Source organism: Xanthomonas sp. NCPPB 2250 (genome assembly GCF_056725265.1).
This window is the reverse complement of sequence record NZ_CM161520.1, coordinates 1,893,714-1,920,365: the sequence shown is the minus strand read 5'-3', so window position 1 is coordinate 1,920,365 and position 26,652 is coordinate 1,893,714. Positions and strand designations below refer to the sequence as shown.

General features: G+C 68.7%; 29 protein-coding genes. 10 read left to right on the top strand and 19 right to left on the bottom strand.

Going from position 1 to position 26,652, the window contains the following annotated elements:
• Positions 1 to 6 precede the first annotated feature (6 nt).
• From AC1PMG_RS08010 to AC1PMG_RS07995, 4 genes are read right to left on the bottom strand one after another with little or no spacing between them, the layout of a single operon-like run.
• Positions 7 to 588 carry a pilus assembly PilX family protein gene (locus AC1PMG_RS08010; RefSeq protein ID WP_481111241.1) on the bottom strand — a complete coding sequence of 194 codons (582 nt, stop codon included), beginning with the start codon at positions 586 to 588 and terminating at the stop codon, positions 7 to 9.
• Positions 585 to 1,553 carry a PilW family protein gene (locus AC1PMG_RS08005; protein WP_481111240.1) on the bottom strand — a complete coding sequence of 323 codons (969 nt, stop codon included), beginning with the start codon at positions 1,551 to 1,553 and terminating at the stop codon, positions 585 to 587. Before AC1PMG_RS08005 ends, AC1PMG_RS08010 begins: the two co-directional genes overlap by 4 nt.
• Positions 1,550 to 2,026 carry a type IV pilus modification protein PilV gene (gene pilV, locus AC1PMG_RS08000; protein WP_267104511.1) on the bottom strand — a complete coding sequence of 159 codons (477 nt, stop codon included), beginning with the start codon at positions 2,024 to 2,026 and terminating at the stop codon, positions 1,550 to 1,552. Before pilV ends, AC1PMG_RS08005 begins: the two co-directional genes overlap by 4 nt.
• A 25-nt stretch (positions 2,027 to 2,051) precedes the next feature.
• Positions 2,052 to 2,546, bottom strand: coding sequence for a GspH/FimT family pseudopilin (locus AC1PMG_RS07995; RefSeq protein WP_481111239.1), 495 nt, complete (start codon positions 2,544 to 2,546; stop codon positions 2,052 to 2,054).
• A 227-nt stretch (positions 2,547 to 2,773) separates the two neighbouring features.
• On the opposite strand from AC1PMG_RS07995, the gene AC1PMG_RS07990 reads away from it, so the two are divergent.
• A complete protein-coding gene (locus AC1PMG_RS07990) occupies positions 2,774 to 3,811 on the top strand; it encodes a sensor histidine kinase (RefSeq protein WP_017911246.1) in 1,038 nt (345 codons plus the stop codon).
• On the opposite strand, the gene ppnN is transcribed toward AC1PMG_RS07990, so the two are convergent.
• From ppnN to grxD, 5 genes are all read right to left on the bottom strand, one after another.
• A complete protein-coding gene (ppnN, locus tag AC1PMG_RS07985; RefSeq protein WP_017907239.1) occupies positions 3,801 to 5,189 on the bottom strand; it encodes a nucleotide 5'-monophosphate nucleosidase PpnN in 1,389 nt (462 codons plus the stop codon). The genes AC1PMG_RS07990 and ppnN overlap by 11 nt on opposite strands.
• A gap of 113 nt (positions 5,190 to 5,302) precedes the next feature.
• Entirely contained in the window at positions 5,303 to 8,521 is a 3,219-nt protein-coding gene (locus AC1PMG_RS07980; RefSeq protein ID WP_481111640.1) for a TonB-dependent receptor, read from the bottom strand.
• A gap of 400 nt (positions 8,522 to 8,921) precedes the next feature.
• Entirely contained in the window at positions 8,922 to 9,521 is a 600-nt protein-coding gene (locus AC1PMG_RS07975) for a MarC family protein (protein ID WP_209031129.1), read from the bottom strand.
• Positions 9,518 to 10,258 carry an SDR family NAD(P)-dependent oxidoreductase gene (locus tag AC1PMG_RS07970; protein ID WP_481111238.1) on the bottom strand — a complete coding sequence of 247 codons (741 nt, stop codon included), beginning with the start codon at positions 10,256 to 10,258 and terminating at the stop codon, positions 9,518 to 9,520. The genes AC1PMG_RS07975 and AC1PMG_RS07970 overlap by 4 nt, the downstream gene beginning before the upstream one ends.
• Positions 10,255 to 10,575: a Grx4 family monothiol glutaredoxin gene (grxD, locus tag AC1PMG_RS07965; RefSeq protein ID WP_010342114.1), complete on the bottom strand. Its 321-nt coding sequence runs from the start codon at positions 10,573 to 10,575 to the stop codon at positions 10,255 to 10,257. The genes AC1PMG_RS07970 and grxD overlap by 4 nt, the downstream gene beginning before the upstream one ends.
• A gap of 125 nt (positions 10,576 to 10,700) precedes the next feature.
• On the opposite strand from grxD, the gene AC1PMG_RS07960 reads away from it, so the two are divergent.
• Positions 10,701 to 11,279, top strand: a complete 579-nt coding sequence (locus AC1PMG_RS07960; protein ID WP_481111237.1) for a superoxide dismutase — start codon at positions 10,701 to 10,703, stop codon at positions 11,277 to 11,279.
• A gap of 94 nt (positions 11,280 to 11,373) precedes the next feature.
• On the opposite strand, the gene AC1PMG_RS07955 is transcribed toward AC1PMG_RS07960, so the two are convergent.
• Together AC1PMG_RS07955 and purE are read right to left on the bottom strand one after the other, a co-directional pair.
• Complete coding sequence (locus AC1PMG_RS07955) at positions 11,374 to 12,522, bottom strand: 5-(carboxyamino)imidazole ribonucleotide synthase (protein ID WP_481111236.1); 1,149 nt, start codon at positions 12,520 to 12,522, stop codon at positions 11,374 to 11,376.
• Entirely contained in the window at positions 12,519 to 13,022 is a 504-nt protein-coding gene (purE, locus tag AC1PMG_RS07950; protein WP_371181633.1) for a 5-(carboxyamino)imidazole ribonucleotide mutase, read from the bottom strand. Before purE ends, AC1PMG_RS07955 begins: the two co-directional genes overlap by 4 nt.
• Positions 13,023 to 13,080: 58 nt before the next feature.
• On the opposite strand from purE, the gene AC1PMG_RS07945 reads away from it, so the two are divergent.
• From AC1PMG_RS07945 to AC1PMG_RS07930, 4 genes are all read left to right on the top strand, one after another.
• Entirely contained in the window at positions 13,081 to 13,350 is a 270-nt protein-coding gene (locus tag AC1PMG_RS07945) for a Trm112 family protein (RefSeq protein WP_010342118.1), read from the top strand.
• The gene (gene nadC, locus AC1PMG_RS07940) at positions 13,347 to 14,225 is read left to right on the top strand and encodes a carboxylating nicotinate-nucleotide diphosphorylase (RefSeq protein WP_481111235.1); all 879 of its coding nucleotides are present in this window, start codon (positions 13,347 to 13,349) and stop codon (positions 14,223 to 14,225) included. The genes AC1PMG_RS07945 and nadC overlap by 4 nt, the downstream gene beginning before the upstream one ends.
• Before the next feature lie 293 nt (positions 14,226 to 14,518).
• Positions 14,519 to 15,667: a DUF2272 domain-containing protein gene (locus AC1PMG_RS07935; protein WP_481111234.1), complete on the top strand. Its 1,149-nt coding sequence runs from the start codon at positions 14,519 to 14,521 to the stop codon at positions 15,665 to 15,667.
• A 274-nt stretch (positions 15,668 to 15,941) separates the two neighbouring features.
• Positions 15,942 to 16,286 (top strand): DUF3301 domain-containing protein, encoded by a 345-nt coding sequence (locus AC1PMG_RS07930; RefSeq protein ID WP_017908204.1) that lies wholly within the window; start codon positions 15,942 to 15,944, stop codon positions 16,284 to 16,286.
• A gap of 265 nt (positions 16,287 to 16,551) precedes the next feature.
• Here the strand turns inward: AC1PMG_RS07930 and AC1PMG_RS07925 are convergent, their stop codons facing one another.
• The 7 genes from AC1PMG_RS07925 to AC1PMG_RS07895 all read right to left on the bottom strand — a co-directional run bounded on the left by AC1PMG_RS07925 (position 16,552) and on the right by AC1PMG_RS07895 (position 22,674).
• The gene (locus AC1PMG_RS07925; RefSeq protein ID WP_152236429.1) at positions 16,552 to 16,983 is read right to left on the bottom strand and encodes a ClpXP protease specificity-enhancing factor; all 432 of its coding nucleotides are present in this window, start codon (positions 16,981 to 16,983) and stop codon (positions 16,552 to 16,554) included.
• A 73-nt stretch (positions 16,984 to 17,056) separates the two neighbouring features.
• A complete protein-coding gene (locus tag AC1PMG_RS07920; protein ID WP_010342124.1) occupies positions 17,057 to 17,692 on the bottom strand; it encodes a glutathione S-transferase N-terminal domain-containing protein in 636 nt (211 codons plus the stop codon).
• 170 nt (positions 17,693 to 17,862) lie between these two features.
• Positions 17,863 to 18,609: a cytochrome c1 gene (locus AC1PMG_RS07915; RefSeq protein ID WP_048489889.1), complete on the bottom strand. Its 747-nt coding sequence runs from the start codon at positions 18,607 to 18,609 to the stop codon at positions 17,863 to 17,865.
• On the bottom strand, positions 18,602 to 19,864 hold the full coding sequence (locus AC1PMG_RS07910; RefSeq protein ID WP_481111233.1) for a cytochrome b: 1,263 nt from the start codon (positions 19,862 to 19,864) through the stop codon (positions 18,602 to 18,604). Before AC1PMG_RS07910 ends, AC1PMG_RS07915 begins: the two co-directional genes overlap by 8 nt.
• A 3-nt stretch (positions 19,865 to 19,867) precedes the next feature.
• A complete protein-coding gene (gene petA / locus AC1PMG_RS07905) occupies positions 19,868 to 20,497 on the bottom strand; it encodes a ubiquinol-cytochrome c reductase iron-sulfur subunit (RefSeq protein ID WP_026143542.1) in 630 nt (209 codons plus the stop codon).
• Between the two features lie 146 nt (positions 20,498 to 20,643).
• Entirely contained in the window at positions 20,644 to 21,600 is a 957-nt protein-coding gene (locus AC1PMG_RS07900) for a transglycosylase SLT domain-containing protein (RefSeq protein WP_481111232.1), read from the bottom strand.
• A gap of 99 nt (positions 21,601 to 21,699) precedes the next feature.
• Positions 21,700 to 22,674 carry a helix-turn-helix transcriptional regulator gene (locus AC1PMG_RS07895; RefSeq protein WP_481111231.1) on the bottom strand — a complete coding sequence of 325 codons (975 nt, stop codon included), beginning with the start codon at positions 22,672 to 22,674 and terminating at the stop codon, positions 21,700 to 21,702.
• 76 nt (positions 22,675 to 22,750) lie between these two features.
• Between AC1PMG_RS07895 and AC1PMG_RS07890 the strand changes: the two genes are divergently transcribed.
• Together AC1PMG_RS07890 and miaB are read left to right on the top strand one after the other, a co-directional pair.
• Positions 22,751 to 23,368, top strand: a complete 618-nt coding sequence (locus tag AC1PMG_RS07890) for a glutathione S-transferase family protein (RefSeq protein WP_481111230.1) — start codon at positions 22,751 to 22,753, stop codon at positions 23,366 to 23,368.
• Positions 23,369 to 23,434: 66 nt separating this feature from the next.
• Positions 23,435 to 24,859 carry a tRNA (N6-isopentenyl adenosine(37)-C2)-methylthiotransferase MiaB gene (gene miaB / locus AC1PMG_RS07885; RefSeq protein WP_481111229.1) on the top strand — a complete coding sequence of 475 codons (1,425 nt, stop codon included), beginning with the start codon at positions 23,435 to 23,437 and terminating at the stop codon, positions 24,857 to 24,859.
• Positions 24,860 to 24,876: 17 nt separating this feature from the next.
• Here the strand turns inward: miaB and AC1PMG_RS07880 are convergent, their stop codons facing one another.
• Positions 24,877 to 25,539: an ArsR/SmtB family transcription factor gene (locus tag AC1PMG_RS07880; RefSeq protein WP_481111228.1), complete on the bottom strand. Its 663-nt coding sequence runs from the start codon at positions 25,537 to 25,539 to the stop codon at positions 24,877 to 24,879.
• A 71-nt stretch (positions 25,540 to 25,610) separates the two neighbouring features.
• Here AC1PMG_RS07880 and AC1PMG_RS07875 point away from each other — a divergent pair, with 71 nt between their 5' ends.
• A complete protein-coding gene (locus AC1PMG_RS07875; protein WP_481111227.1) occupies positions 25,611 to 26,108 on the top strand; it encodes an OsmC family protein in 498 nt (165 codons plus the stop codon).
• Complete coding sequence (locus tag AC1PMG_RS07870; RefSeq protein ID WP_481111226.1) at positions 26,105 to 26,533, top strand: hypothetical protein; 429 nt, start codon at positions 26,105 to 26,107, stop codon at positions 26,531 to 26,533. Before AC1PMG_RS07875 ends, AC1PMG_RS07870 begins: the two co-directional genes overlap by 4 nt.
• The last annotated feature ends 119 nt before the right edge of the window (positions 26,534 to 26,652 follow it).

The window sequence follows — 26,652 nt, the reverse complement described above, 5'->3', positions numbered from 1 at the left end:
GGGTCCTTACTTGACGGTGACGTTGGTCTGCAGCACGACGATGGCCCGGCCATTGGACGCGGCCGGGTTGCCGCTGCGCGCGATGACGCGGTAGTAGTGCTCCAGCGAGGTGCCGCCGGTGCCGCCGTACTGGTTCTGATTGATGCTCGATCCCAGGCCCAGCTGATCCTCGCTGGTGCGCTGGCCCAGATACTGGATGTAGTACTGGGCCGGGACGGCCTGGCCCGCCGGCGTCACCGTGCCGTCCACCCAGCACTCCTGGGTGCCCAGCGCACAGCCGCTGGAGGCATTGCCGGTATACGTGTTGCTGGGAACCGCAGGGCATACGGTGCCGGGGACCTTCACGCAGTTGAAGCCGACGGTGTTGCCCTTTCCAGCCTCTGTCTGAATCAGTTTCTCCGCATCGCGCAAGGCGCCTTCGGCGGCCTGGAACCCCAGGCTGCGGTCGTACATGTTGGAGGACATGCGCTCCTGCAGCAGCGTGCCGCGCAAGACGGCAAGCCCCAGCAGGGTCATCACCAGCAACAGCAGCAGGACGACGATGAGCGAGATGCCGGACTGCCGGCGGAGCGATGGCGACGTTTTCACGGGTTCCGGTTCCTGATGCTCACGATCGTGCTGAAGGTCCGCGTCACCGGCTGCTTGTTTGCGCCGGACGCCGTATCGGCGCTGACAGTCATGTCGATCTTCACCGCGATCACGTTGGCCCAGTTGGCGACCACGCTGGCGGGCTGATATGCGGTCTGGCCGGTCGACAGATAATTGAACTGCAGGCCGGTGACGCCATCGGCGATTTCGTTCTTCTGGCTCGTGCCGCCCGGCAGGGCCACTTCCTGATACAAGGAGGTGCCGCCCGTTCCTCCGCTGCTGGCCGCGACATACCACCGCACCGCCCGCACTTCGGTCAGGATGGAGTTGATCTCGTAGGTGTAATTGTTCGAGCCGGCGACGCACACGCCCGGCAGGCGTCCGAGTCGTGTGCAGGTATTGAGGCCGCCGCTCGCGTAACTGGCCGTGGTGCCGGAAACGCTGTTCACCTGCAGCACCGCCAGTTGCTGGCGATCGCACAGCAGCATGATCGCGTTGCTGTGCAGGTCCGGCGCTGCCGCGTTGAGCGTCAGCGTCTGGTTCGCGGGGTTGTGCGCGATCACGGTGGCGCCGCCGGTACCGGCGGAGAGGATCTGGATCGCGTCGGTCCCTGCCGTGATGGTGAGACCGGACGGGTTGCTGTTTTTGTAGCCGGTCAGCGGCAGCGCCCAATTCATCCACCAGCTCGCCACGGGATTGTTCAGCACGTTCGCGACCGGCAATCCGGAATCGCAAGGATTGCCGCCCGCCTCGCGGATATCCTGCGCCATCATCTCGAAACCGGTCCGGGCCGACTCCTGGAGCCGACTGAGGCCCTCGGTCGCCGCATAGGTCTGGCGGTTGGAGAGAAAGATGCCGATCGCCGCACCGACCACCAGCAGGCCGAGCAACATCGAGATCATCAGCTCGATCAGGTTGAAGCCGGATTGGCGCCGTGGCAGCGCCCGCGCGATCAGTGTGTTCACAGTTGGGCCGCCGTGCTCAGGGTCTGGGTCGCGCTGCCGCTGGTGTTGCCGCCAGTACTGGAGTTCACGCCGCGGCTGTCGTCCCATTGCACGGTGATCGTGCAATTGCCGTCGTTGCAGGCGATGGAGCCGCACGTCGTGGCCGGGTCGCCCCCGATCGCCGCCTTCAACCCGCTGAGCCAGACCGCCTTGTCGTTCGCCACCAGGTCGCCCGCTGCCGGCGCCGTGCAGAGCATGCTGCCGGTGTTGTAGGCACCCAGCATCGCCGCGCTGCGGTTGGCCCGCATCGCATCGAGGATGGTGTAGGTCTGCATGACGATCTGGCTGCGCTGCAGCGCACTCTGGTTGTTGCGCAGCGCCGTGGTCTGCATCGCCGCCACGCCCAGCATCCCCACCCCCAGGATCAGCACCGAGATCATTACCTCGATGAGGGTGACGCCCGCCATGTGTCTGCCGCTCTCGAACCGCTTCATGGTGTCTCCGCTTGCCGGAACCGGCTCAGCCGGGGGTGGTGCAGCTGCCGCCGTCGGATGTCGATGTGACCTGGGCGCGGCTGCCGCCCATCAGTTTGACGTTCCGGACATTGTTGGATGGATTGGTAACCGCCATGCAGACGACGATGCCACCCGTCACCGGCGTACCGCTGCTGTTGCGCGCGATGCCGTCTGCTCCGAAGGTCAGCTTGTCGCCCATGGCATCCAGGGTCGTACTGGTGACGACCAGGCCAGTGCGCAGGGTCGTGCTGCGCAGCACGGTGCCGTCGCGGGCGACGGTCAGGTAGCGGGTCCAGTTGCCGCCGCTGGCGCAGGTCGCGCCGTCGTCGCTGCGGCACAGGCTGACGCCACCGTTCAGGCGCACCGCCTCCGAGCGCGTCAACTGCACCGCGGCGATCAGTTCGTTGGCGGCGCCGGTCAAGCGGTTGCTGCGGATCAGACCGGTGAAACTGGGCACCGCCAGCGCCATGATGATCGCCAGCACCGCCACGGTGACCATCAGTTCCACCAGCGTGAAACCACGCTGCGTCCGTTCGGCAAGGCCACGCGCGCAAGGAACAGCCATATCCTTCCCCAGATTCTCCCGCCGGCCACGCTAGCGGCCGGACCGCCGCCGCGCCAGCCGTTGCCGACGGATGGCGGATATGGGGGAGTGGACGGACCGTGCGCGGCAGGGCGCCAGCCGGCATGATGCACCTCGGCCCTGCCCCACTGCCTTCCGCCCCGATGCCCGCCTCTGCCTACTCCAAGGACCAGCTCCAGGTCCTCAAGCAACCCTCGACCCTGATCTGGATCGTGATGGCCGGCGAGTGCATCGCCGCCATCCTGGCCCTGACCCCGGTCCCGGGCACGGGCATGGCAGGGAGCCGCTGGGTCTACTTCGGGCTGGCGTCGCTGGGCATCCAGTGGGTCGCGCTGCTGACCCTGGCGAGCCTGCTGCTGTTGCGCCGGGCGCTGGCCGGGTGCGGCTTCCTGTCCATCACCGTGGCCACACTGGGCCTGATGCAGGCGCTGACCTGGCTGATCAGCGGCGTGATTCTCTATGCCTTCGGCGACTACTGGCAGCTCTCCGACCGCGCATGGCTGACGCTGTCGTTGCAGTTGTCCGGCATCGCCCTGCTGATCGGCCTGCTCGGCATGGCCGCGCTGCACAACCACGTGCGCATCAAGCAACTGGTCGAACGCGCCAAGCAGGCCGAGATCGACGCACTGACCGCGCGCGTGCAGCCGCACTTCCTGTTCAACACGCTCAACACCGCGGTGATGCTGGTGCACCGGCAGCCGCAGCAGGTGGAACAGCTGCTGATGGACCTGTCGGATCTGTTCCGCGCCGCGCTGGCCGCGCCGGACCTGGTCGACCTGCAGGACGAGATCGACCTGGCCAGGCGCTACCTGGACATCGAGGCGATCCGCTTCGGGCCGCGCCTGCGCGTACATTGGGAAGTACCCGAGGCGCCGGCACCGGTGCGGATTCCGCGGCTGTCGCTGCAACCGCTGCTGGAGAACGCCGTGCACCACGGCATCGAATGCAGTGCCGAGGGCGGCGAGATCGGCATCGCCATCGGCGAACGCGACGGCGCCCTGGAGATCAGCGTGCGCAACCCGGTGCCGATAGGCGGCCTGTCGCCGCATATCGGTCGCGGTCACCGCGTCGGCCTGTCGGCGCTGCGCACGCGCCTGGACAGCCTGGAAGGCGCCTCGCTGCACACCGCCAGCGATGGCGCCTGGTTCGTCGCGACGATCCGGATCGGACTCAGGCCATGACCCGGTAGCAGGGCCGATACTCGCCGGAAATCTTCATGCGGCGCTGTTCGACGAAGGCGCGCAGCAATTCGTCCAAGGCCTGCATCATGTCCGCATCGCCGTGGATCTCGAACGGGCCATGCTGCTCGATCCGGCGCATGCCGTCTTCCTTGACGTTGCCGGCGACGATGCCGGAGAAGGCGCGGCGCAGGTCCGCGGCCAGCGCATGCGGCGGACGGCCATGGTGCAGATCCAGCGCGGCCATCGCCTCGTGGGTCGGCTCGAACGGACGCTGATACTCCAGCGGAATGTCCACCGACCAATTGAAGTAGAACGCGTCCTTCTGCTCCTTGCGGTGCGTGCGCACGTGCTGGATGCCGGCGGCCATCTTGCGCGCCACCGCCACCGGATCGCCGACCACGATCTCGTAGCGCGAGGTGGCCACTTCGCCCAGGGTCAGGCGCAGGAAGCGGTCGATCTGCTCGAAATACGGCGCGGCGATGGTCGGGCCGGTGAGGATCAGCGGGAACGGCAGGTCGCGGTTCTCCTCGCGCAGCAGGATGCCGAGCAGATACAGGATCTCCTCGGCGGTGCCGACACCGCCGGGGAACACGATGATGCCGTGGCCGATGCGGACGAAGGCCTCCAGGCGCTTCTCGATGTCCGGCATGATCACCAGGTGGTTGACGATCGGGTTCGGCGACTCGGCGGCGATGATGCCCGGCTCGGTCACGCCGATGTAGCGGTTGTCGTGCTTGCGCTGCTTGGCATGGGCGATGGTGGCGCCCTTCATCGGCCCCTTCATCGCGCCCGGGCCGCAACCGGTGCAGATGTCCAGCCCGCGCAGGCCCAGCTCGTAGCCGACCTGCTTGGTGTACAGGTACTCGTCGCGCGAGATCGAATGGCCGCCCCAGCACACCACCAGCTTGGGATCGGTCGGCTGCAGGATGCGCGCATTGCGCAACTGCCCGAACACCGCATTGGTGATGCCTTCGCTGGACTGCAGGTCGGTGCTGGATTCGGGGCCCAACTCGATGGCCATGTAGGCCAGGTCGCGGACCACGGCGAACAGCAGCTCGGCCACGCCATTGATGATCTCGCCGTCGACGAAGGCCATCGCCGGCGCGTTGAGCAGGTCGATGCGCACGCCACGGTCGCGCTGCACCACCTGGATGTCGAAGTCGGGATACAGATCGCGCGCCGCGCGCGGATCGTCCGAGGCGCTGCCGCTGGTCAGCACCGCCAGCGCGCAGCGCCGCAACAGTTCGTGCAGGCCGCCGCTGGAGGCGTCGCGCAGGCGCGCCACTTCCACGCGCGAGAGGATGTCCAGGCCGCCGCGCGGGTAGATCCGCGCATCCACTACCGGCAGCGCGCGCGCCGCCGTATTGCTGGTCGTCATATCGAATGTCTTGTCGGTGTCGTCAGCCGGCGACTTTAACGTCAGCCCCCATAAAAAGAAAACGGCCGGGTCGCCCCGGCCGTTTCCAACGCTTCAGCTAGCGTGCGCCGCGATCAGAACTGATAGCGGAAGCCCAGCTGCAGCGACCACTGCGACACGCCGGTGTTGAAACCGTCGGCGTCGGCATTGGCGGCCGTCGGCTGGTCGGTGTACAGGGTGTTGTACACGTACTTGCCCTGGTAGATGCCCTGCAGGTTGGCGACGCGGGCGTCGGCGTAGAAGCCGTAGTCGTAGATCCGGCCCCACTTCTTGTTCAGCAGGTTGCCCACGTTCTGGATGTCCAGCCAGACCTCGGACTTGTGGCCCTTGAAGAAGCCCGGCAGCTGTTGGGTGATGCGCACGTCGAAGGTGTTGATCCAGCCGGAACGGAAGCCGTTGGCCGGGGCGTAGCTGCCGGCGTACTTGGCCAGCTGCGGGTTCTTGGCCAGCCAGTCGAAGAACTGCTGCTGCAGCGCCGGGTTGGCGGTGAACGCACCGGTGTTGCTCAGCGTGCCGAACAGCACGTCGCCCGGGCCCTTCGGCACGTAGAACAGGTCGTTGGTCGAACGACCGTCGCCGTTGGCGTCGCCGTTGAACACGTAGCTGTACGGACGGCCGCTGCGGCCTTCGTAGACCAGGCCCACGCGGGTCTCGTAGTCGCCGAAGAACATGTGCTTCCAGTCCAGCGAGCCGGAGATGCGGTCCTTGATCTCGTAGCGCGAGGTGTTCTCGGTTTCCGAGTTGGCGTTGAAGGCGTACTGGTAGCCCCAGCCCGAGCTGGCGGTGGAGCTGGTCAGCGAACCGACTTCGGTGGCGTGGGTGTAGGTGTAGCCCAGGGTCCAGGACCAGTCGCCGCCTTCGCTGAACGGCTTGGACAGCGACACGGTGAACTGCTGGGTCTTGCCCTTGTCGGTGTTGTCGATCAGGTAAACGTCGCTGTAACTGGTGTTGCGACCAGAGCGGTTATCGCCGGTCGCCCAAGGACGGCCGGTACGCGCCGGGTTCCAGTACAGCGCACGGCCATCCGGACCGTAGTAGGCCGGGCTCGGATCCTGCCCCGGGGTGACACGACCGATGTTCAGGCTCTTGTAGTACAGACCGTTGTTGACCTTGGTCACCAGCAACTCGGCCGAGGCCACGATGCCGTACCACGGCAGTTCGTGATCCAGGGCCAGGTTGGCCTTGTACAGCGACGGCAGCTTGAAGTCGTTGCCGACGAAGCTCACGCCCTGGGTCGCCGAACCGGGACGATTCGGGACCGGCTGGGTATCCTTGTTGGCGCTGAACGGCACCGTCGGATCGTACGTGGTCAGGCTATAAGCGTTGTAGTTGAAGCCGGTGTTGGAGTAGCTGTTGCCGATCCACACCTGCGGCGCATCGCCCTGGAACAGGCCCACGCCACCGCGCAACTGGGTCGGACGGTCGGTGTCGAAGGTGTAATTGAAGCCGACGCGCGGCTGGATCAGGAAATCGCCGTTGAAGATCTTGCTGTTGTCGTAGCCGAACACCGCCTGCGCACCGGCGTTGTAGGTCGGATCCGGGCTCACCTTCGCGCGATCGCCACGCAGACCCAGGGTCAGGGTCAGGTTGTTGTTGACGTACCAGGTGTCCTGCACAAACAGGCCGAGGTTGCTGTTCTTGTAGTCGGCCGCGATCGAACCCGGGCTACGCTCCTGGTTGAGCTGGTACGAGCTCCAGCGGCCGCTGGCGAAGTTGTCCAGGCCGAAGAAGGTGTACACGCCCCAGGTGTTGCGGCCGTACAGGTTGTAGATGTCGTTGGTGCTGTAGTCGACGCCGAACTTCAGGTTGTGGTTGTCCAGGGTCAGGGTACCCGCACCGTAGTAGTTCCAGGTCTTGGTGGTGAGGATGTTGCCCTGCGAGTTGGTCTCGGTGCCCAGGAACAGCACGTCGCCGGTCGGGTTGGCGACCGAACCGTCGAAGTACACGGCGATGCTCGGCGCATTGGTCGGCACCACGCGGATCGCGGAGTAGTCGCGGTAGGACACCTTGAACTCGGTGGAGAAGTTCTCGGACCAGTCGCTGAACAGCTGGCCGACGTAGCTCTCGACCGACTTCTCGTGCTGGTACCAGTACGAGCTCAGCGAGGCCTGGCTGGAGCTGCCGGCGCCGTTGATGCGCAGCTTGCTCTGGTCGAGCTTGCTGTAGCGGAAGCTGGCGCGGTGGTTGTCGCTGATGTTCCAGTCGAGCTTGAGCGCGTATTCCTTCAGGTCGGTGTTGCCGTCGCTGTCCAGGGTGCCGGCGTCGAAGCCGTAGTTCTTGGCGATCTGCTGGGCGCGGGTCACGTCGGCCATGCCGTACTTGGCGTTGGCCTTGCCCAGCGCGGTGCTGCCCAGGTCGAGGCCCGGCGCATCCTGCTGGAACTTCTCGTAGTTGGCGAAGAAGAACAGCTTGTCCTTGACGATCGGGCCGCCGAAGGTCGCGCCGTAGGTCTTCTCCTTGGTGAAGCCGTTGAACTTGCTGCCGTCCGGGTTGTCGCCGAACCAGTCGCCATCGCGATAGCTGCCGTACACCGAACCGTGGAACTCGTTGGTACCGGACTTGGTCACCGCGTTGACGGTGGCGCCGGCGGCGCTGGCGATGCTGACGTCGTAGTTGGACAGGTTGACGTCGATGGCTTCGATCGCCTCCATCGACACCGGCTGACGCCGGGTGGTCATGTTGTTGCCTTCCAGGCCGAAGGTGTCGCTGGCCGAGACGCCGTCGATGTTGATCGAGTTGTAGCGCGGGTTCAGGCCGCCGGCGCTGATCGTGCCCGAGGCGCGATCGACGAAGGCCACGCGCGGATCCAGGCGCATGTAGTCCTGGATGTTGCCGTTGATCGACGGCAGCGCTTCGATCTGCTCGCGGCCGACGTTGGTGCCCGAGCCCATCTTGGTGGCGCTGAACACTTCCGAGCCGGTGGCGATGGCGACCGCGTTGACCGTCTCCAGCGTGGTCGGCGCAGCCATGTCGCCGGTCAGGTCGGCGTTGATGGTGGCGTTCTGGTTGACGCTCAGGTACACGCCGTCTTCGGTCTTGGTGCCGTCGCCCGACTTGGTGATGGTGATGCTGTACGGACCGCCGACGCGCAGGCCGCGCGCGTTGTAGCGACCGGCGGCATCGGTGGTGGCGCGGCTGACCGTGCCCGACTCGACGTGGGTGATGGTCACCTCGGCGCCGGCGACCGGCTGGCCGCCGTGGGTCACCACACCGCCGACACCGGCGGAGGTGCTCTGGGCGAACACCGGCGCCGCGGCCAGCGCCGCAACGAGGCCCAGAGTGAGCTTGGACATCCGCAGACGGGGTTGAATCATTGCAATAGCCTCGATGGAGTTTGACGAAATGCGCATGGCAGGCCGTGCGGGGTACGTGCGCACGGCCGCGGAATGAGGGGGCTGGTCACCCTTGCCGATTCCCCGCAAGGGTTAACATGAGTTTAACACCATAGGGCCAATTTGTTGCCAAACCGTGACAACGCGGCACAAGCGGACATCAGAAGACGTCGATCCCAGTCCTGGCGGGCATCGGCGACAACGCCGGGACAGGCGCGAAGGGTCGCCCGGGACGGCTGTCGGCCGCAGATCCCCTACCCGTGCCGCGTGACGGGGGCCGCCTCAGGCGGCGCTGCGAACTACAGTGTGCCCAGGGCCGGCGCCGTCCCCACGGCACCCGTCACTTGCCCACGCCGCAACCTCAGCCGGCGACCGGCGACTTCAGATAGGCCGTCAGCCCGTCCAGGAACATCTGCACCGAGATCGCCACCAGCAGCATGCCCATCAGCCGCTCGACCGCGGTCAGCACGCGCATGCCGAGCAGCTTGTACAGCAGCGTGCCGGAGAACAGCAGGGCCGAGGTCGCCAGCCAGGCCAGGATCAGCGCCAGGCTCCACTCGCCCAACCGGGTCGGCTCGTTGCTGCCCATCAGCATCACCGCGGCCATGCCGGAGGGACCAGCGACCAGCGGGATGGCCAGCGGCACGATGAAGGGCTCGCCGTCGGGAATTTCGCCCATCAGCCCTTCCGGGCGCGGGAAGATCATGCGGATGCCGATCAGGAACAGCACGATGCCGCCGGCGATCGCCACCGACTCCTGGCGCAGGTGCATCACTTCCAGGGCGTATTTGCCGCCCCACAGGAAGCCCATCAGCACGCCCAGCGCGATCAGCAGCTCGCGCGCCAGCACGATGCGCTGACGCCGCGCCGGCAGCGGCTTGAGCACGCTGAGGAACACCGGGATGTTGCCCAGCGGGTCGAGGATCAGGAACAGCAGCAGCGCTGCCGACAGGATGGTCATGCCAGGGGATTCCAGATTGCGCCGCGGTGCGCGGCGCCGGCGGGCGACAGCAGGTCGACGCAGGCGCCGGCGTAGCGCGCCGGATCGACCGCGTCGCGGTCTTCTTGATGGGTGTAGGCACGGGCGCGCAAGGCGGTGCGCATCGGCCCCGGCTGCAGGCCGGCCACGCGCACGCGCGAGGCGGCCAGCTCGCCGTGCAGGCTCGCCAGCAGGCCGCGGCGGCCGTGCTGGGCCGCGCCGTAGCCGCCCCAGTAGGCCTGGCCGACCCGCGCCGGATCGTCCACCGCGAACACGATCGCGGCATCCTCGGCCTGCCGCAGCAACGGCAGGCAGGCCTGGGTCAGCCAGGCCGCGGCAGTCAGATTGACGTGGATCGCGCGCGCGAACTGGGCCGGATCGGCATGCTCGAACGGGGTCAGTCCGGCGAAGTCGGCGGCGCAGTGCAGCAGCCCGTCCAGGCGGCCGAGCTCGCCCTGCAGGCGCTCGGCCAGGGTCGCGTAGTCCGGCGGAGTGGCGCCGAGCAGGTCCAGCGGGTACAGCAGCGGCGCGGCGCCGACCGCGGCGATCGCGTCGTAGACGCGGTTCAAGCGTGCCGGCTTGTGCCCGAGCAGGACCACGCTGGCCCCCGCCTGGGCGCAGGCCAGCGCCGCGGCGCTGCCGAGCCCGCCGGCGGCGCCACTGACCAGGATCACCCGCTGCGCCAGCGCGCCGGCCTGCGGCGACGCAGGCGCACTCACGACTGGTAGGCCTCGGTCACGATGCGCTGCAACTCGCCGGACTCGAACAGTTCCATGGTGATGTCGCAGCCACCGATCAGCTCGCCATGGATGAACAGCTGCGGGAACGTCGGCCAGTTCGAATAGCGCGGCAGATTGGCACGGATCTCCGGCTCGTCGAGCACGTTGACGGTGTGCAGGCGGTCGGCGCCGGCGGCCAGCAGCGCCTGCAACGCGCGACTGGAAAAGCCGCACATCGGGTACTGCGGCGTGCCCTTCATGAACAACACGATGGGATGGCGTTCGACGTCGGCCTGGATGCGCTCCATCACCTGCATGCGGGTTCTCTCCTGCTGGGGCGAAAGAACGACCTTGGCGGTCGGCTAGACTCTCGCGTAGCCGCATAGTGTAAGCCCTGCGCGCGGCAGTACCGCGACGCGCGCCCGAAACCGCCAGAGGATCCATGCCCATCGAACTCGCTCCCCTGCCCTACGCCGCTGCGGCGCTGGCCCCGCACCTGTCCGCCGCGGCGGTGGAACAGCACCACGGCCAGCACCAGCGCGCCTTGGTGGAACGGCTCAATGCGCGGCTCGCCGGCAGCGACCTGGCCGAGCTGGCGCTGCCGGAGCTGCTGCGGCGCGCGCAGGGCCGGCTGTTCCAGGAAGCGGCCGAGGTCTGGAATCACGAGTTCTACTGGCGCGGCCTGCGCCCGCGCGGCGGCGGCGAACCGGGCGGCGCGCTCGGCGAGCGCCTGACCAGGAGTTTCGGCGACGTGGCCCGATTCAAGGCCGAGTTCGAGCGCATGGCCCTGGCGCTGTTCGGTTCGGGCTGGGTGTGGCTGGTGCAGCGTCCCGACGGCAACCTGGCCGTGGTCAGCACCGCCAACGCCGGCACCCCGCTGACCGGCGACGACACGCCGCTGCTCGGCTGCGACGTCTGGGAACACGCTTACTACATCGACTATCCCGGCGACCGCGCGCGCTATCTGCAGGCGTTCTGGAAACTGGTCAATTGGGAGTTCGCGGCGTCGAATCTGCGGTGAGCGGGGATTGGGGAGTCGGGATTGGGGATTCGCAGGAGCGGCGGCCGTGGCCGCCAGTTCCTGGCCCAGGCGTGGCCTGGGCCTGCTGCTGGTTTCAGCGCTCGCCGCGTAATGCGGCGATCACCGGGGCGACCTGGGGCTCGCGCTGCAACTGTGCGCCCACGGTCTGCAGGGCCTGCGCCAGCGCCTCCGGCGTGTCCTCGCGCAAAGTGGCGTGGCCGACCTTGCGGCCCTCGCGCGGCTGCTTGCCGTAGTCGTGCCAGTGTCCGCCGGGCTGCGCCAGGACCGGTGCGGCATCGGGCATCGCGCCGATCCAGTTGAGCATGCAGGCATGGCCGCGCATGCGCGTAGATCCCAAGGGCAGCCCCAGCACCGCGCGCAGATGGTTCTCGAACTGCGAGGTCTCCGCACCTTCGATGGTCCAGTGGCCGGAGTTGTGCACGCGCGGGGCCATCTCGTTGGCCAGCAGTTCGCCGTCGCGGCAGAACAGTTCCAGCGCGAACACGCCCACGTATTGCAGGCGCTCGGCCAGGGCACGCGCATGCGCCACCGCCGCTTGTTCAAGCGCGGCATCGGCCTGCGCCGGCGCCAGGCTGGCCGACAGCACGCCGTGCACATGCCAGTTCTCGGTCAGCGGCCAGGTGCGGAACTCGCCGTCGCGGCCGCGTACCGCCACCACGCTGACCTCGCGCTGGAACGGCACGAACGCCTCGGCGATCAGGCCGACGCTGGCCGCCTGCGCGCCCAGCGCCGCCCAGGCCGCATCGGCGTCGGCGGCGGAGGCGATGCGGAACTGGCCCTTGCCGTCGTAGCCGAGCCGGCGGGTCTTGAGGATGCAGGGCGTGCCGACCTGCGCCAGCGCCGCGTCCAGATCGGCGCGGGTGTCGATCGCGGCGAACGCCGGCACGGGAATGCCGAGCTCGCGGAACAGGGTCTTCTCGGCCAGGCGATCCTGCGCCACGGCCAGCGCATCCGGGCTCGGGAACACCGGCACCTGCCCGGCCAGGGCAGCCGCGCTATCCGCCGGCACATTCTCGAAATCGAAGGTCGCCACATCGACCGCGTCCGCGAACGCGGCCAGCGCGGTCTCGTCGGCATAGTCGCCGACCCGCAGCGGCGCCACCTGCCCGGCGCAGGCATCGGCGGCCGGATCCAGCAGCGCGAAGCGCAGGCCCAGCGGCACGCCCGCCACCGCCATCATCCGTGCCAACTGCCCCGCCCCCAGAATGCCGACGGTGGTCATTGGCGCGGATCGTCCTTGGCCATCACGTCGTCGGTCTGGCGCTGGCGGAACTCGCCCAGCGCGGCACCGATCTCAACGTGGTCGTGGGCCAGCATCGCCGCAGCGAACAGCGCGGCGTTGGCCGCGCCGGCATTGCCGATCGCGAAGGTGGCCACCGGGATGCCGGCCGGCATCTGCACGATCGACAGCAGCGAGTCCATGCCGTTGAGCGCCTTGGACTGCACCGGCACGCCCAGCACCGGCACTGCGGTCTTGGCTGCGAGCATGCCCGGCAGGTGCGCGGCGCCGCCGGCGCCGGCCACGATCGCGCGCAGGCCGCGCCCAGCCGCCTGCTCGGCGTAGGAGAACAACACATCCGGGGTGCGGTGCGCCGACACCACCTTCACTTCATAGGGCACACCCAGCGCATCGAGTTTCTGCGCAGCATGCTGCATTGTCTCCCAGTCGGAGCGGGAACCCATCACGATGCCGACGAGCGGCGCGGTTTGCTTGGAGGTCATGGCCGTCCCCTGCCTTAAAGACGTATTCTAGCCGTCTTCCACGCAAGACGAAGACCGGATGGACCGCAAACTGCTCGACCTGCTGTGCTCGCCCGACACCCGCCAACCGCTGGCGCTGCTGGAGGCGCGCGGCCTGGAGGCGCTGAACCGCGCCATCGCCGCCGGCGGCGTGCAGCGCGCCGATGGCAGTGCGCAGGCGCAACCGCTGCGCGAAGCCTTGATCACCCGCGACCGCAAGCAGGTGTTCCGCGTCGACGACGGCATTCCGGTGCTGCTGGCCGAAGAGGCCATCGGCACCGCCCAGCTCGCCGACTTCCCGGCCAAATGAGCCGCGACACGGCGCCGCCGCAGGCGCCCGCCGCGGAGCTGATCGCCGCCGACGTGGCGCGTGCGCTGGCCGAGGATCTCGGCAGCGGCGACGTCACCGCCGCGCTGCTGCCCGACCACGCCGACAGCGCCTACCTGCTGTGCAAGCAAGACGCCGTGATCGCCGGCCGCCCCTGGTTCGACGCCTGCCACCAGGCGCTGGATCCGCAGGTCCGCATCGACTGGCAGGTGGCCGAAGGCCAGCGCGTGGCCGCCGGCACGGTGCTGGCGTTGCTGCACGGGCGCAGTCGCGCCCTGGTCAGCGCCGAGCGCGCCTCGCTGAACTTCCTGCAGACCCTGTCGGCCACCGCCACCGCCACCGCCGCCTACGTGGCCGCGGTCGCCGGCACCGGCGCGCGCATCCTGGACACGCGCAAGACCCTGCCCGGCCTGCGCCTGGCGCAGAAGTACGCAGTGCGCTGCGGCGGCGGCAGCAATCACCGCATCGGTCTGTACGACACGGTGATGCTCAAGGAGAACCACATCCACGCCGCCGGCTCGCTGCCTGCGGCGGTGGCCGCCGCGCGCGCGCAGTGGCCGGCGCTGCCGCTGGTGGTCGAGGTGGAAACCCTGGAGCAACTGCGCGAAGCGCTGGAAGCCGGCTGCGATCGCATCCTGATCGACGACTTCACCGCAGAACAGCGCCGCGACGCGGTGGCGATCGCCGCGGCTGCGCCGTTCAATCGCGCGATTCCGCTGGAAGTCTCCGGCGGTGTCGACCTGGACGCGGTGCGCGCGATCGCGCAGGACGGCGTCGACTGCATCTCCATCGGCGCCTTGACCAAGCACGTGCAGGCGGTGGATCTGTCGCTGAAACTCGGAACGCCGCCGCAGTAGCGGCCAGTCCGCGTGTAACGAGGCGACCGCGCGGCGAATCCACACGCAGCGAACGCGGATACATCCCATGCGTGCATGTCTGCACGCATGGCCCAGTCGCGACGTTGATCGTTTCCACCCCGCTGGGTGAGTCCCACCACCCCAAGGGCAATCGCGAAGCGCCTGATCCGCCCGGAACGCGCTAGCCAGCACGGCGCGATCTGCCTGGATCGCGCGGCACGCCCTACACTTCACGGCCTCGCCAATGCCGCTCTGCGACGCTGCGCGCTTCCCCGTCCCCACCGAGTTCACCGATGTTCCGCCCCTGGTTCGCGCTGCTGTGTGTCGCCGCTCTGTTTCCCGCCGGCCGCGCCGCGGCCGCGGAAGTCTGCGATCTGCCGCCACGCTTCGGCCTGACCCCGGCGGCGGTGGCGATCGTGCGCACCGCCTGCAACGAGCACCGGCTGTGGTGGCGCCCGTTCATCGATCGCGACGGCCGCCTGGCCGGCCTGCGCGTGACCGAGGCCGAGCGCGCCGACCTTGCCGACGACGGCATCGAAGCCTGGCAGCGCGTCGCCGCCTACTGGCGCGACAGCGGCACGCTGGGCGCGATGGGCCGCTTCGACGGCGCGGAGAGCTGCCAGCAGCTGGACGGGTCGCGCTACCGCGAAAACGACTGCCGCGCCTTCATCGTCGACAACCCGTGGTCGGCGGCGTTCGTGTCCTACGTGATGGTGCGCGCCGGTGTGGCCGGCTTCCACACCTCGATCCGCCATATCGACTACATCCGTGCCGCCTACCAGGCCGGCGCCGACGGCCTGCCCTATCGCTTCGCCGACCCGCAGCAGGAAAAGCCTGCCCCTGGCGACCTGCTGTGCTTCCTGCGCGGACGCCGGCAACCGGTCGGCACCGCCGGCCTGCGCGAAGCGCTGGCGCGCGGCCGCCCGCTGCCGTGGGAATCGCATTGCGACATCGTGGTCGCGGCCAATGTCGGCGGCGACCAGACCCTGTACCTGATCGGCGGCAACGTGTTCAACGCGGTGACCATGCGCAAGCTCAAGCTGGACCGCAGCGGGCGCCTGCAACTGGATGCGCCGCTGGCGCAGGACCAGAACGACGAAGGCGCCGCGCTCGAATGCACACCCGGCCACGAGGAACTGTGCGACTTCAACCGACAGGACTGGTCGGCCCTGCTGAAGCTGCAACCGCAGGCGCAGGTGCTGCTGCCGACCGCCCCGACCGATCCCGCCGCCGCGCCGATGACGACGCCCGCCGCGCCCGCGGCCAGCACGGCCCCCGGCACGCCCGCCGCCCCGCCGGCACCGCCCGCACCACCCACCGGCCCGAACACGCCGGCGGCGGTATCCCCCGTCCCCACCGCAGCACCAGCACCGCCGCAACCCACCGCGCCCACCGGCAACCAGGCCCCCAGGACCGAACCGCAGTCACAGCCACAGCGCTAAGGCGTATTCGTCCAATCGCAACACCAGGGCGCCTCTCAACACCGGGATTCCGGTGGACGCACACCGCGCGTCATCAATACATGCAGGTGCCTCGCTCAGGACCATGGCGGAGGCTTGGAGGCGTCCGTCAGCCGCGGCGCCTCACCCCAAGACATCTACGAGCAGCGCGCGACACCGCCCAAGGGCGCAGCTCTTGCCAATCCCCATTCCCGAATCCCCAATCCCCGCCCCAAGCAAGATTGCCCGCCTACCGGCACCTCGCTACAGTGACGCCATGCCCAGCCTGATCCTGTTGATGATCGCCGGCGCCGCGGTGTTCGCGTTCTGGAACGCCTCGCGTGCCGCTGCCGAACGCGCCGAAATCCTCGGCCGCAACGCCTGCAAGGCCGCCGACGTGCAGTGGCTGGACCAGAGCGTGCACGGCACCGGCCTGCGCCTGCGGCGCCTGCCCAACGGCTGGCTCGGCTTCGAGCGCAGTTTCCGCTTCGACTATTCCTACGATGGCACCGACCGCCACAGCGGGCGCCTGGTACTGCTCGGCGATCAGCTGATCGCGTTCACCGGGCCGTCGGTCGCCAGCGTGAGCAGCCTGCAGGAAGCGCGCGCGCAGCGCGACTGAGCCGCGCGCGACAGCCACGCACCGATACCGATGGCGTGTGGCGTGTCGGGCGACAGCGAAGCTGAGTGCGCGGGCGATGCGCATGCCACCTGAAATGGACGGCGAATGTAGCAGCGGCTTCAGCCGCGATGGGCGTTACCGGTAATGCCCGTCGCGGCTGAAGCCGCTCCTACGACAGAACAACGCGGTACGCGGCGCACGAACACCGAAAACGCCAACGCTTGGATGGGTGAAGCGCGGCCACCGCGGCCGCGCATCCGATGCTTTACTTGACCACGCGCAGGCGCGGCCGCTTGCCGGCGTCGTCGGAACCGCCCGGCCGCGGCGGTGGCGGGGTGTCGTCGCCCGGCGGCTCGCTGGCGCCGTGGATGTCGTCCGGCAGCGCCATGCCCTGCCCGGTTTCGCGTGCATAGACCGCCAGCACCGCGGACATCGGCACCTGCACCGGGTAGCTGACGCCGCCGAAGCGGGCGGTGAAGCTGACCCCCTCGTTGTCGATCTGCAGCCGCACCACCGCACGCTCGGCGATGTTCAGCACCACCCGTCCGTCCTTGACCGCGCTCGGCGGCACCTGGACGCCGGGCAGGCCCGCATCCACCAGGATGTGCGGCGTCATGCCGTTGTCGTTGATCCATTCCACCAGCGCCCGCAGCAGGTACGGGCGATGGCTGGTCATGCGGGAAGTGTCGTCGCTCATGCGCCCATTCTACGTGCCGGCGCGCAAGGCCGGTACAGCTCGGAAGACAATGGAGACGGCGCGGCGGACAGCATCATGCCGGCAGGTCGCGCAGTTTCTTTTCCTGATCGGTCAGGCTGCGGATGAACCCCGGATTGCGGAAGATGCGGTTGCCGTAATCCTCGATCGCCTTGCCGTCCTTCGGCAGCGGGATATCCAGCGCCTGCAGGCGCCAGATGATCGGCGCCATCGCGCAGTCGGCCAGGCTCATCTCCGGATTTAGGAAGAACTTGCTGGCCTTGAACAGCGGCACCGACGCGGTCAGCAGTTCCTTCAGGCGCTTGCGCCCGGCTTCGGCCTGGGCCTTGTTGCCGAGCTGGATCGCCTGCACCTGCGGTACCCAGTCGTGCTCGATGCGCAGCATCGCCAGGCGCAGCCGCGCGCGCGAGAGCGGGTCGACCGGCATCAGCGGCGGATGCGGATAGCGCTCGTCCAGGTACTCGCTGACCACCGAGGCGGCGTACAGCACCAGCTCGCGCTCGACCAGGGTCGGCACCGAGTGGTAGGGATTCAGGTCGATCAGGTCTTCCGGCGGATTCTGCGGATCCACCGCCACGAAATCGTAGGTCACGCCCTTGGCCGCGAGCACCAGGCGGACGCGGTGGCACAGGACATCATCCGTGGAGGAAAACAACGTCAAGGTATTTCGCATGCGCAAACTCGCCGCCATTCAAGGCTCTCCGACGGCCGGAATCCGCCGGCCGCATCGACGCCGCCCGCACATTGCGGACGGTCGTCACGGCCCCTGAGTGTGCAACCCTCGCTCACAAAAGCCAATAGGATGAACAGGGGATCGGCTCAGCAACGGTGCAGCCGGGATGCGGCCGAAACGGCCGCCGCTCAATGCACGTCCTTCCAGTATTCCTTCTTCAGCAGATAGGCCAGGAAGGTCAGCAGCGCCAGGAACAGCACCACCCACACGCCCAGGCTCTGCCGCTTCAGCGCCGCCGGCTCGCCGGCGTATTCGAGGAAATTGCTGATGTCGCGCACCGTCTGGTCGAACTCGACCGGGCTCTGCTTGCCCGGCGTCGCCAGTTGCAGCCGCTCCACCGGCTTGTCCACGCCCGGCTGCTCGGCCTTGCCGTAGACCGGCTGCTGCAGGCCCTGCAGGTCCCACAGCGGATTGGGCATGGAGGCGTTGGCGAACAGCTTGTTGTTCCAGCCCAGCGGCCGCGACTGGTCGAGATAGAACGACTTGAGGTAGGTGTAGACCCAGTCGGTGCCGCGCACGCGGGCGATCAGACTCAGGTCCGGCGGCGCCTTGCCGAACCACTTGGTCGCCGCATCGTGCGGCATCGCCGTCTCGATGTGTTCGCCGATCTTGGCGCCGGTGAAGTTGAGGTTGTGCATCACCTCGTCCTCGCTCAGGCCCAGATCCTCGGCCATGCGCTGGTAGCGCAGGTACTTCAGCGAATGGCAGCCGGAACAGTAGTTCATGAACAGCTTGGCGCCGCGCTGCAGCGAGGCGCGGTCGCCCAGGTCGTTGCCGGCCTGCAGGGTGGCGGCACCCTCGGCGGCCATGGCCGAGGCGGACAGCAGCAAGGCCGAAGCAAAGCCGGCGAGCACAGCGATCAGGCGCTTAGTCATGGCTGCTCACCCGCTCCGGCACCGGCTTGGTTCGATCCAGCGAGGTCCATATCGGCATCGTCAGGAAGAAGGCGAAATACAGCACGGTCAGCACGCGACCGATGTAGGTCTCGATGATCTCGGTGCCCGGGCCGGAACCGATCACGCCGAGCCAGACGAAGCACACCGCAAGCATCCCCAGCATCACCCGCGAGATCCAGCCTCGGTAGCGGATCGACTTGACCTTGGCGCGATCCAGCCACGGCACCAGGAATAGGATCGCGATGGCCGAGAACATCACCAGCACGCCACCGAGCTTGTTCGGCACCACCCGCAACATCGCGTAGTACGGGGTGTAGTACCAGACCGGCTTGATGTGCTCCGGCGTCACCAGGCGGTTGGCCTCGGTGAAGTTGTCGTGCTCCAGGAACAGGCCGCCGAAGCCGGGCGCGAAGAAGATGATGAAGGCGCCGATCATCAGCAGGAAACCGACGCCGACCAGATCCTTGACCGTGTAGTACGGATGGAACGGGATGCCGTCGGCCGGCTTGATCGGGCTCCAGCGATTGCCCTTGGGCCCCTTCTTGATCTCCACGCCGTCGGGGTTGTTGGAACCGACCTCGTGCAGCGCGCCCAGGTGCAGCACCACCAGCAGCAGCAGCACCAGCGGCAGGGCGATCACGTGCAGGGCGAAGAAGCGGTTGAGGGTGGCGTCGGACGGCAGGTAGTCGCCCATGATCCACTCGGTCAGGCCGTTGCCGATCACCGGGATGGCGCCGAACAGCGAGATGATCACCTTGGCGCCCCAGAACGACATCTGCCCCCAGGGCAGCACGTAGCCCATGAAGGCTTCGGCCATCAGCACCAGGTAGATCAGCATGCCCAGGATCCACACCAGCTCGCGCGGCTTCTTGTAGCTGCCGTACATCAGCCCGCGGAACATGTGCAGGTACACCACGATAAAGAACAGCGAGGCGCCGGTGGAGTGCATGTAGCGGATCAGCCAGCCCCACTCGACGTCGCGCATGATGTACTCGACCGAGTTGAACGCCTCGGCCGCGCTGGTCTTGTAGTGCATCGTCAGGAAGATGCCGGTGACGATCTGGTTGACCAGCACCACCATCGCCAGCGAGCCGAAGTAGTACCAGAGGTTGAAGTTCTTCGGCGCGTAGTACTCGGTGACGTGCTTGCGGTAGAACGGCATCAGCCCGGGGGCGCGCTCGTTGACCCAGTCGAACACGTTGCCCGCGGTGCGGGTGAGGATGTTGTCGGCCATGACTTACGCCCCTCCCTTCGCGGACGCGCTCGGGTCCACGCCGATCACCAGCGTGTTGTCGTCCTGGTAGTGGTGCGGCGGCACCAGCAGGTTGATCGGCGCCGGCACGCCCTGGAACACGCGGCCGGACATGTCGAAGCGCGACTTGTGGCAGGGGCAGAAATAGCCGCCCTTCCAGTCGGGGTCGTAGGGTTCGGGGCGGATCTCGGCGACCATTTCCGGCGAGCAGCCCAGATGCGTGCACAGGCCGACCAGCACCGAGACGTCGGGCTTGATCGAGCGGTACTCCGGATTCTTCAGCACGTAGTCCGGCTGCTGGTCCTTGTTGGTGGACTCCGGATCCTTGAGCCGGCTGTCCAGCGACGGCAACGCATCGAGCATCGCCTTGGAGCGCTTGACGATCCAGATCGGCTGGCCGCGCCATTCCAGGATCAAGCGCTGCCCTTCCTGCAGGGCGCTGATATCGGCGGTGACCGGCGCGCCGGCCAGCTTGGCCTTTGCGCTCGGATTCCAGGACTTGATGAAAGGAACCGCGACGAACCCCGCACCGACCGCGCCCACGACAGACGTGGTGGCGGTGAGAAAGCGGCGGCGTCCTACATTTACAGAATCGTTGACCCCATCGTTGGCCATCCGGCACTCCGATCTGTGATTGGGTAGCGTGAGGCTGCCAGCAGCTCGGTGGGGGTCGAGCCGCACTGAATCCACTGCAGTGTAGCGGAACCCTTAACGCGCCGACAATGGACGCGCAACGCCTCCTGCCGGGCCGCGGCGATGGCTCAATGCGCGGTCGCCAGCACGCCGCGGTAGCGCTCGGCGAGCACGCCGACCCGTTGCACGTAGCGTTGGGTCTCGCTGTACGGCGGCACCCCGCCGTGTTTGTCTACCGCGCCTTCGCCGGCGTTGTAGCCGGCCGCGGCCAGGCTGAGATTGCCGTTGAAGCGCTTCAGCAGCCACGCCAGGTACTGCACGCCGCCGCGAATGTTTTGCGCTGCATCAAACGAATCGCTGACACCGAAGCGGCGTGCGGTCGGCGGCATCAACTGCATCAGCCCCTGCGCGCCGGCGCGGCTGAGCGCCGTCGGGTTGTAGGCGGACTCGGCGTGGATGATGGCGCGCACCACCGCTTCGTCGACGCCGTACTCGCGCGCGGCGGCGGCGATCTCGCTCTGGTAGGCGGTGGTGTTCAGGCGCACCGCACCGAAGTTGACCCCCGGGTTGGCGCAGGCGTAGCAGGTTTCCATGAAGCTGTAGCGGATCGTGCGCACCGCGCCGAGATTGGCGACCTGGGTCGGGCGCGCACTGGTGTAGTGGCGCACGCCATCCTTCATGTACGAATACAGCTGGCCGCTGACCAGACGCCGCGGTGCGCCGCTGCTGCCGGGCGGCACCGGCGCCACCCGGTTGGGCACGGCGTTGGCGGTCACCGGGGTCGGCGCGGCGACCGGCGCGCTGATCAGGGTGGCCGGCGCCACGGTGCCGGCACTGGCGATGACGCCGCGGCTGGGCGGCCGCTCGGTGCTGGCCTTGGCCGGCGCAGGCGCCGGGGCGGTTCGCGCGGCGCGGCGGTCGGGGGTGTAGCGGCCGATCACGCTGCAGCTGGCGCCGGAAACGCGCTTGCTGCCGTAGCTGGGCACGCCATCGTTGCCGGTGCACTTGTACAGGGTGCCGGCGCTGGCCGGCGCAGCCGTCAACGTGGCGAGTCCCAGCCCCAGGAGCCACAGCATCCCCTTCATGGCGGCGAGTGTCCCAACTTCCCCGGCGCTTGCCAAGTCCGCGCCGCCCGGGGCCGCGGCAGCGCCGGGCGGCCAGTGCGCCCTCCCCGGCCGAATGACCTACTCCACCGGTGCCGGCTCCGGCACCTGCTCCAGCAATGCGTTCAGCACCCCGCGCAGCGCCGTCCGCACCTCGGGCGTGGCCTCCAGCCCGGCGAACGGCACGCCGATGGTCAGCAACTGCGCCGCCAGCCACGGCACCGCGTCGGCCAGCAGCGACAGCCGGCAGTGGCCGTCGGCCTCGTCCTGCAGGGTGCCGCACCACAGCGGAATGCGCGCGCCGAGCTCGGCGGCGCTGCCGCGCAGCCGCACGCTGAGGGCGAAGCCCATCGCCTGCGGGCTGTAGCGGATCGCCGCGTCGACCATGGCCGCCGGTTCCTGCGGCGGCAGGCGCAACGCCACCGCCGCGCCGAGCTGCAAGGGCGGCACGATGCGTTCGGCGCGGAAGGTGCGCCAGTCGGCACGGCCGCGGTCCCAGGCCAGCAGGTACCAGCGGCGGCCGGCGTTGACCAGGCGCAAGGGCTCGACCAGCCGCTCGCTGGCGCGGCCGGTATGGTCGCGGTAGGCGAAGCCCAGCAGGCGCCGGTCGCGGCAAGCGCTGGCGACCCCGATCAGCACCCGCGTGTCCGGCCGCAGCGGGTCCTGGCCCAGCGCCAGGGTCGCCCCCTGCAAGGCCTCGGCGCGCTGCCGCACCCGCGCCGGCAGCAGCGGTTCGAGCTTGGCCAGCACCCGTACCGCGGTGTCCTCCAGGCCGGCCATGCTGGCGCAGGCGGCGCGCAGCGCCACCGCGACCGCCACTGCCTCGTCCTCCTCGAACAGCAGCGGCAGCATCTGTGCGCCCGCGGCCAGCCGGTAACCGCCGCCGACCCCGGCCGCCGCCTCCACCGCATAACCCAGCGCGCGCAGCCGCTCCACGTCACGGCGCAGGCTGCGCCGGTCCACCCCCAGCCGCGCCGCCAGTTCGGCGCCGGACCACAGCCGTCGGGTCTGCAGCAAGGCGATCAGGCGCAACAGACGGGCGGCGGGCGATGACATGGATGCACGCTATTGCGGACAGGATCTGTCCGCAATGGGGTCTAGGGTGTGCAGACCGACCATCCAGGAGCCGCCCATGACCACCGACCGCCACATCACCCTGTTCCACAACCCGCATTCGCGCTCGCGCGGCGTGCTGATCCTGCTCGAGGAACTGGGTGCCGACTACGCCATCGAGCGCATCGACTTCGATCGGCAGGCGCAACTGGCGCCGGACTACCTGGCGATCAACCCGATGGGCAAGGTGCCGGCGATCGTCCATGCCGGCGCGGTGGTGACCGAGCAGGGTGCGATCTACCCCTACCTGGCCGACCTGTATCCCGAAGCCGGACTGGCGCCGCCGATCGGCGACCCGCTGCGTGGCCCCTACCTGCGCTGGCTGGCGTTCTACGGCGCCTGCTTCGAACCGGCCCTGGTCGACCGCGCGCTCAAGCGCGCCCCGCCACCGCGGGCGATGTCGCCGTATGCCGACTGCGACACCGTGCTGGCGGTGGTGGACGCGCAACTGGCGCGCGGCGACTACCTGCTTGGCGCGCGCTGCAGCGCGGCCGACGTGCTGTGGGGCAGCGCGCTGGGCTGGATGCTGCAGTTCGGCCTGCTCGATTCGCCGGCGCCGACCCGCGCCTACGCCGAGCGCATGGCCGAGCGGCCGGCGGTGCAGCGGGCGCTGGCGGTGGATGCCGCGGGCGGCTGACCTGCGCCCGCGCGCCGGCACGGGTAAACTAGCCGGCTTCCTTTCCACCCGCCTGGATTAAGCGCCATGCCCGGGACCGCCCTGCATCCCCTGCCCTCCGCCGGCACCGCCGCCGCACCCGCGCCGGTGCGCGGCAAGCTGTACATCAAGACCCACGGTTGCCAGATGAACGAGTACGACTCGGCCAAGATGGCCGACGTGCTCGCCGCGTCCGAGGGCCTGGAGCTGACCGACAATCCAGAAGAAGCGGACGTGGTCCTGGTCAACACCTGCTCGATCCGCGAGAAGGCGCAGGAGAAGGTGTTCAGCCAGCTCGGCCGCTGGAAGGCGCTCAAGGCCGGCGGCAAGCAGGTGATCATCGGCGTCGGCGGCTGCGTGGCCTCGCAGGAAGGCGAGGCGATCGTGAAGCGCGCGCCCTACGTGGACCTGGTGTTCGGCCCGCAGACCCTGCACCGGCTGCCGGAGCTGATCCGCGCGCGCCGCGAATCGGGCAAGTCGCAGGTGGACATCAGCTTCCCCGAGGTCGAGAAGTTCGATCGCCTGCCGGAGCCGCGCGCCGAAGGCCCGTCGGCCTTCGTGTCGATCATGGAAGGCTGCTCCAAGTACTGCTCGTTCTGCGTGGTGCCCTACACCCGCGGCGAGGAGATCAGCCGCCCGTTCGAGGACGTGCTGGTGGAAGTGGCGCAACTGGCCGCGCAAGGCGTGCGCGAGATCAACCTGCTCGGCCAGAACGTCAACGCCTACCGCGGCCCCTACGCCGACGCCGAGGCCGGCGAGGAAGCGCAGGTCGCCGACCTGGGCCTGCTGATCCGCAGCATCGCGCAGATCGAGGGCATCGGCCGCATCCGCTTCACCACCTCGCATCCGCTGGAATTCAGCGACTCGCTGGTGGAGGCCTACCGCGACGTGCCGCAGCTGGCCAACTACCTGCACCTGCCGGTGCAGGCCGGCAGCGACCGCATCCTCAGCGCGATGAAGCGCGGCTACACCGCGCTGGAATTCAAGCAGAAGATCCGCAAGCTGCGCGCGGTGCGCCCGGACATCTCGATCAGTTCCGACTTCATCGTCGGCTTCCCCGGCGAGACCGACGCCGACTTCGACAAGACCATGAAGCTGATCGAGGACGTGGGCTTCGACCAGAGCTTCTCCTTCATCTATTCGCGGCGCCCGGGCACGCCCGCCGCCGACCTGGAAGACGACACCCCCGAGGCGGTCAAGCATGCGCGGCTGGCGCGGCTGCAGGCGCACATCAACGCGCATGCGCAGCAGATCTCGCAGAGCATGATCGGCAGCGTGCAGACCGTGCTGGTGGAAGGGCCGTCGAAGAAGAACCCGGCCGAACTGACGGGCAAGACCGAGAACATGCGCTCGGTGAACTTCCCCGGCCATCCGCGCCTGATCGGCCAGTTCGTCGAGGTGACGATCACCGAGGCGCTGAGCAATTCGCTGCGCGGCCGCCTGCACCTGGCCGAGGACGACGCCGCGGCCTGAGCGGCGCCGGGTACACGCTAGTCGAGCGCGCTGAGGAAGCGCTCGCCGCGCGGGCCGATCTGTACCACCCGCGAATCCGGCACGCGCCGGGCCAGGCCGGTGTCGAGGAGATACCGGAGCACGGCGCTGCCCAGCGCACCGGCGACGTGGTCGCGGCGCTCGCTCCAGTCCAGGCACGGCCGGCACAGCGGCCGCCGCGACGCACGCAGCGAAGCCACGTCGATGCCGATCGCCGCGCACCAGGCGGCACCGGATGCGCTCAGGGCCATGCCGTCGCTGCACAGCAGATGCCCACGCGCTTCCATCTGCTGACGCCAGCGGATCGCCAGTTCGCCGGCAAGGTGGTCGTAGCACACCCGCGCGCGGCGCAAGGCGGGATCCGCCGGGCCGACCCGCCGCGTCGGCGGCGGCGCCACTCCCATCATCGCCTCGACCGCCGCGGCGACGTCTGCGCCGGCCAGACGGAAATAGCGGTGCCGCCCTTGGCGGGCCACCGCGAGCAAGCCGGCGTCGACCAGTTGCGACAAGTGCCGGCTCGCAGTCGACGGCGCCACCGCGCCGTCCAGCGCCAGTTCGCTGGCAGTACGTGCCTGGCCGCTCATCAGTGCCGCCAGCATGCGGCTGCGCGCCGGGTCGCCGAGCAGGAAGGCGGCGCGCGCAAGCAGGGTGTCCTCGCTCATGCTTCGATTCTAGACGAAGCATGCCGCCGCGCTCCGGCCTACCGTGCCCGCTTCCCACACGAGGCAGGCGCATGGCCGACACGCTGCACCACTACACATCGCACTTGCACTGGATCGGCAACCGCGGCGGCGGCACCGTCGACTACAGCGGCTACGGTCGCGATTACGCGTTGGCCGTTTCCGGCAAACCCATGCTGACCGGCAGCGCCGACCCGCTCTTCCTCGGCGACCCGGCGCTGCACAATCCGGAAGACCTGTTCGTCGGCGCCCTCGCCGCCTGCCACATGCTCACCTACCTGGCCCTGTGCGCGCATACCGGCATCCGGGTGCTGGCCTACGAGGACCAGGCCCAGGGCTGGCTGGAGATGCGCCCCGGCCAGGGCGGACGCTTTCGCGAGGTGGCGCTGGCACCGCGCGTGACCATCGCGGCGGACAGCAACGCGTACCGCGCACAGGCCTTGCACGCAAAGGCCCACGCGCAGTGCTTCATCGCCAACAGCTGCGCCATGCCGGTGCGTTGCGAGGCGACGATCGTGCGCCCGGGCGAGCCGCCGGAGGCCGCGCGATGAAGGACGTCGAAATCCACCTCGAAGACTGCCCAGGCGCCCTGTCCGCGATGGCCCAGGCACTCGGCGCGGCCGGCATCAGCATCGAAGGCGGCGGCGTGTGGCGCGTAGACGGGCGCGCGGTCGCGCACTTCCTGTTCGATGCCGCCGCACCGGCAAGCGAGACCTTGCGCGCGCACGGTTTCCACGTGGCCGCCGAACATCCGGTGGTGAGCCTGCGCCTGGACCAGGACACGCCGGGACAGCTCGGCCTGCTGACCGGCATGCTCGGCGCCGCCGGCATCAACATCGCCGTGCAGTACAGCGACCACCATGGGCACCTGATCCTGGTCGTGGACGACCCCGCCATTGCACACGCGATTGCGGACGCCTGGATGCAGGCGCGCGCCGCGCGGCGTGGAAACGACGCTGGCGGCGGCGGTCGATAAAGCGCGTCGCAATCGATTTCGAAGGAACGCGCGCCGCCCTGCATGCGTCGCCGGCCGCACGGGTGCGATTTTTTCGCCACCACAGGGCGGCGCCTTGCGTGGCAAGGCGTTCGCGCGGT

Bases quoted from the DNA above. Each gene is read 5' to 3' on its own strand.
- AC1PMG_RS07925 (WP_152236429.1), bottom strand. From the start codon at position 16,983: ATGAGCGACGACACTTCCCGCATGACCAGCCATCGCCCGTACCTGCTG.
- AC1PMG_RS07990 (WP_017911246.1), top strand. From the start codon at position 2,774: ATGCCCGCCTCTGCCTACTCCAAGGACCAGCTCCAGGTCCTCAAGCAA.
- AC1PMG_RS07920 (WP_010342124.1), bottom strand. From the start codon at position 17,692: ATGGCGGCGAGTTTGCGCATGCGAAATACCTTGACGTTGTTTTCCTCC.
- AC1PMG_RS07960 (WP_481111237.1), top strand. From the start codon at position 10,701: ATGCCCATCGAACTCGCTCCCCTGCCCTACGCCGCTGCGGCGCTGGCC.
- AC1PMG_RS07935 (WP_481111234.1), top strand. From the start codon at position 14,519: ATGTTCCGCCCCTGGTTCGCGCTGCTGTGTGTCGCCGCTCTGTTTCCC.
- AC1PMG_RS07875 (WP_481111227.1), top strand. From the start codon at position 25,611: ATGGCCGACACGCTGCACCACTACACATCGCACTTGCACTGGATCGGC.
- petA (WP_026143542.1), bottom strand. From the start codon at position 20,497: ATGGCCAACGATGGGGTCAACGATTCTGTAAATGTAGGACGCCGCCGC.
- AC1PMG_RS07890 (WP_481111230.1), top strand. From the start codon at position 22,751: ATGACCACCGACCGCCACATCACCCTGTTCCACAACCCGCATTCGCGC.
- AC1PMG_RS07895 (WP_481111231.1), bottom strand. From the start codon at position 22,674: ATGTCATCGCCCGCCGCCCGTCTGTTGCGCCTGATCGCCTTGCTGCAG.
- AC1PMG_RS07910 (WP_481111233.1), bottom strand. From the start codon at position 19,864: ATGGCCGACAACATCCTCACCCGCACCGCGGGCAACGTGTTCGACTGG.
- AC1PMG_RS07930 (WP_017908204.1), top strand. From the start codon at position 15,942: ATGCCCAGCCTGATCCTGTTGATGATCGCCGGCGCCGCGGTGTTCGCG.
- ppnN (WP_017907239.1), bottom strand. From the start codon at position 5,189: ATGACGACCAGCAATACGGCGGCGCGCGCGCTGCCGGTAGTGGATGCG.
- AC1PMG_RS07955 (WP_481111236.1), bottom strand. From the start codon at position 12,522: ATGACCACCGTCGGCATTCTGGGGGCGGGGCAGTTGGCACGGATGATG.
- AC1PMG_RS07900 (WP_481111232.1), bottom strand. From the start codon at position 21,600: ATGAAGGGGATGCTGTGGCTCCTGGGGCTGGGACTCGCCACGTTGACG.
- grxD (WP_010342114.1), bottom strand. From the start codon at position 10,575: ATGCAGGTGATGGAGCGCATCCAGGCCGACGTCGAACGCCATCCCATC.
- miaB (WP_481111229.1), top strand. From the start codon at position 23,435: ATGCCCGGGACCGCCCTGCATCCCCTGCCCTCCGCCGGCACCGCCGCC.
- AC1PMG_RS07880 (WP_481111228.1), bottom strand. From the start codon at position 25,539: ATGAGCGAGGACACCCTGCTTGCGCGCGCCGCCTTCCTGCTCGGCGAC.
- AC1PMG_RS07945 (WP_010342118.1), top strand. From the start codon at position 13,081: ATGGACCGCAAACTGCTCGACCTGCTGTGCTCGCCCGACACCCGCCAA.
- AC1PMG_RS07915 (WP_048489889.1), bottom strand. From the start codon at position 18,609: ATGACTAAGCGCCTGATCGCTGTGCTCGCCGGCTTTGCTTCGGCCTTG.
- nadC (WP_481111235.1), top strand. From the start codon at position 13,347: ATGAGCCGCGACACGGCGCCGCCGCAGGCGCCCGCCGCGGAGCTGATC.
- AC1PMG_RS07995 (WP_481111239.1), bottom strand. From the start codon at position 2,546: ATGGTCACCGTGGCGGTGCTGGCGATCATCATGGCGCTGGCGGTGCCC.
- purE (WP_371181633.1), bottom strand. From the start codon at position 13,022: ATGACCTCCAAGCAAACCGCGCCGCTCGTCGGCATCGTGATGGGTTCC.
- AC1PMG_RS07870 (WP_481111226.1), top strand. From the start codon at position 26,105: ATGAAGGACGTCGAAATCCACCTCGAAGACTGCCCAGGCGCCCTGTCC.
- AC1PMG_RS07980 (WP_481111640.1), bottom strand. From the start codon at position 8,521: ATGTCCAAGCTCACTCTGGGCCTCGTTGCGGCGCTGGCCGCGGCGCCG.
- pilV (WP_267104511.1), bottom strand. From the start codon at position 2,026: ATGAAGCGGTTCGAGAGCGGCAGACACATGGCGGGCGTCACCCTCATC.
- AC1PMG_RS07975 (WP_209031129.1), bottom strand. From the start codon at position 9,521: ATGACCATCCTGTCGGCAGCGCTGCTGCTGTTCCTGATCCTCGACCCG.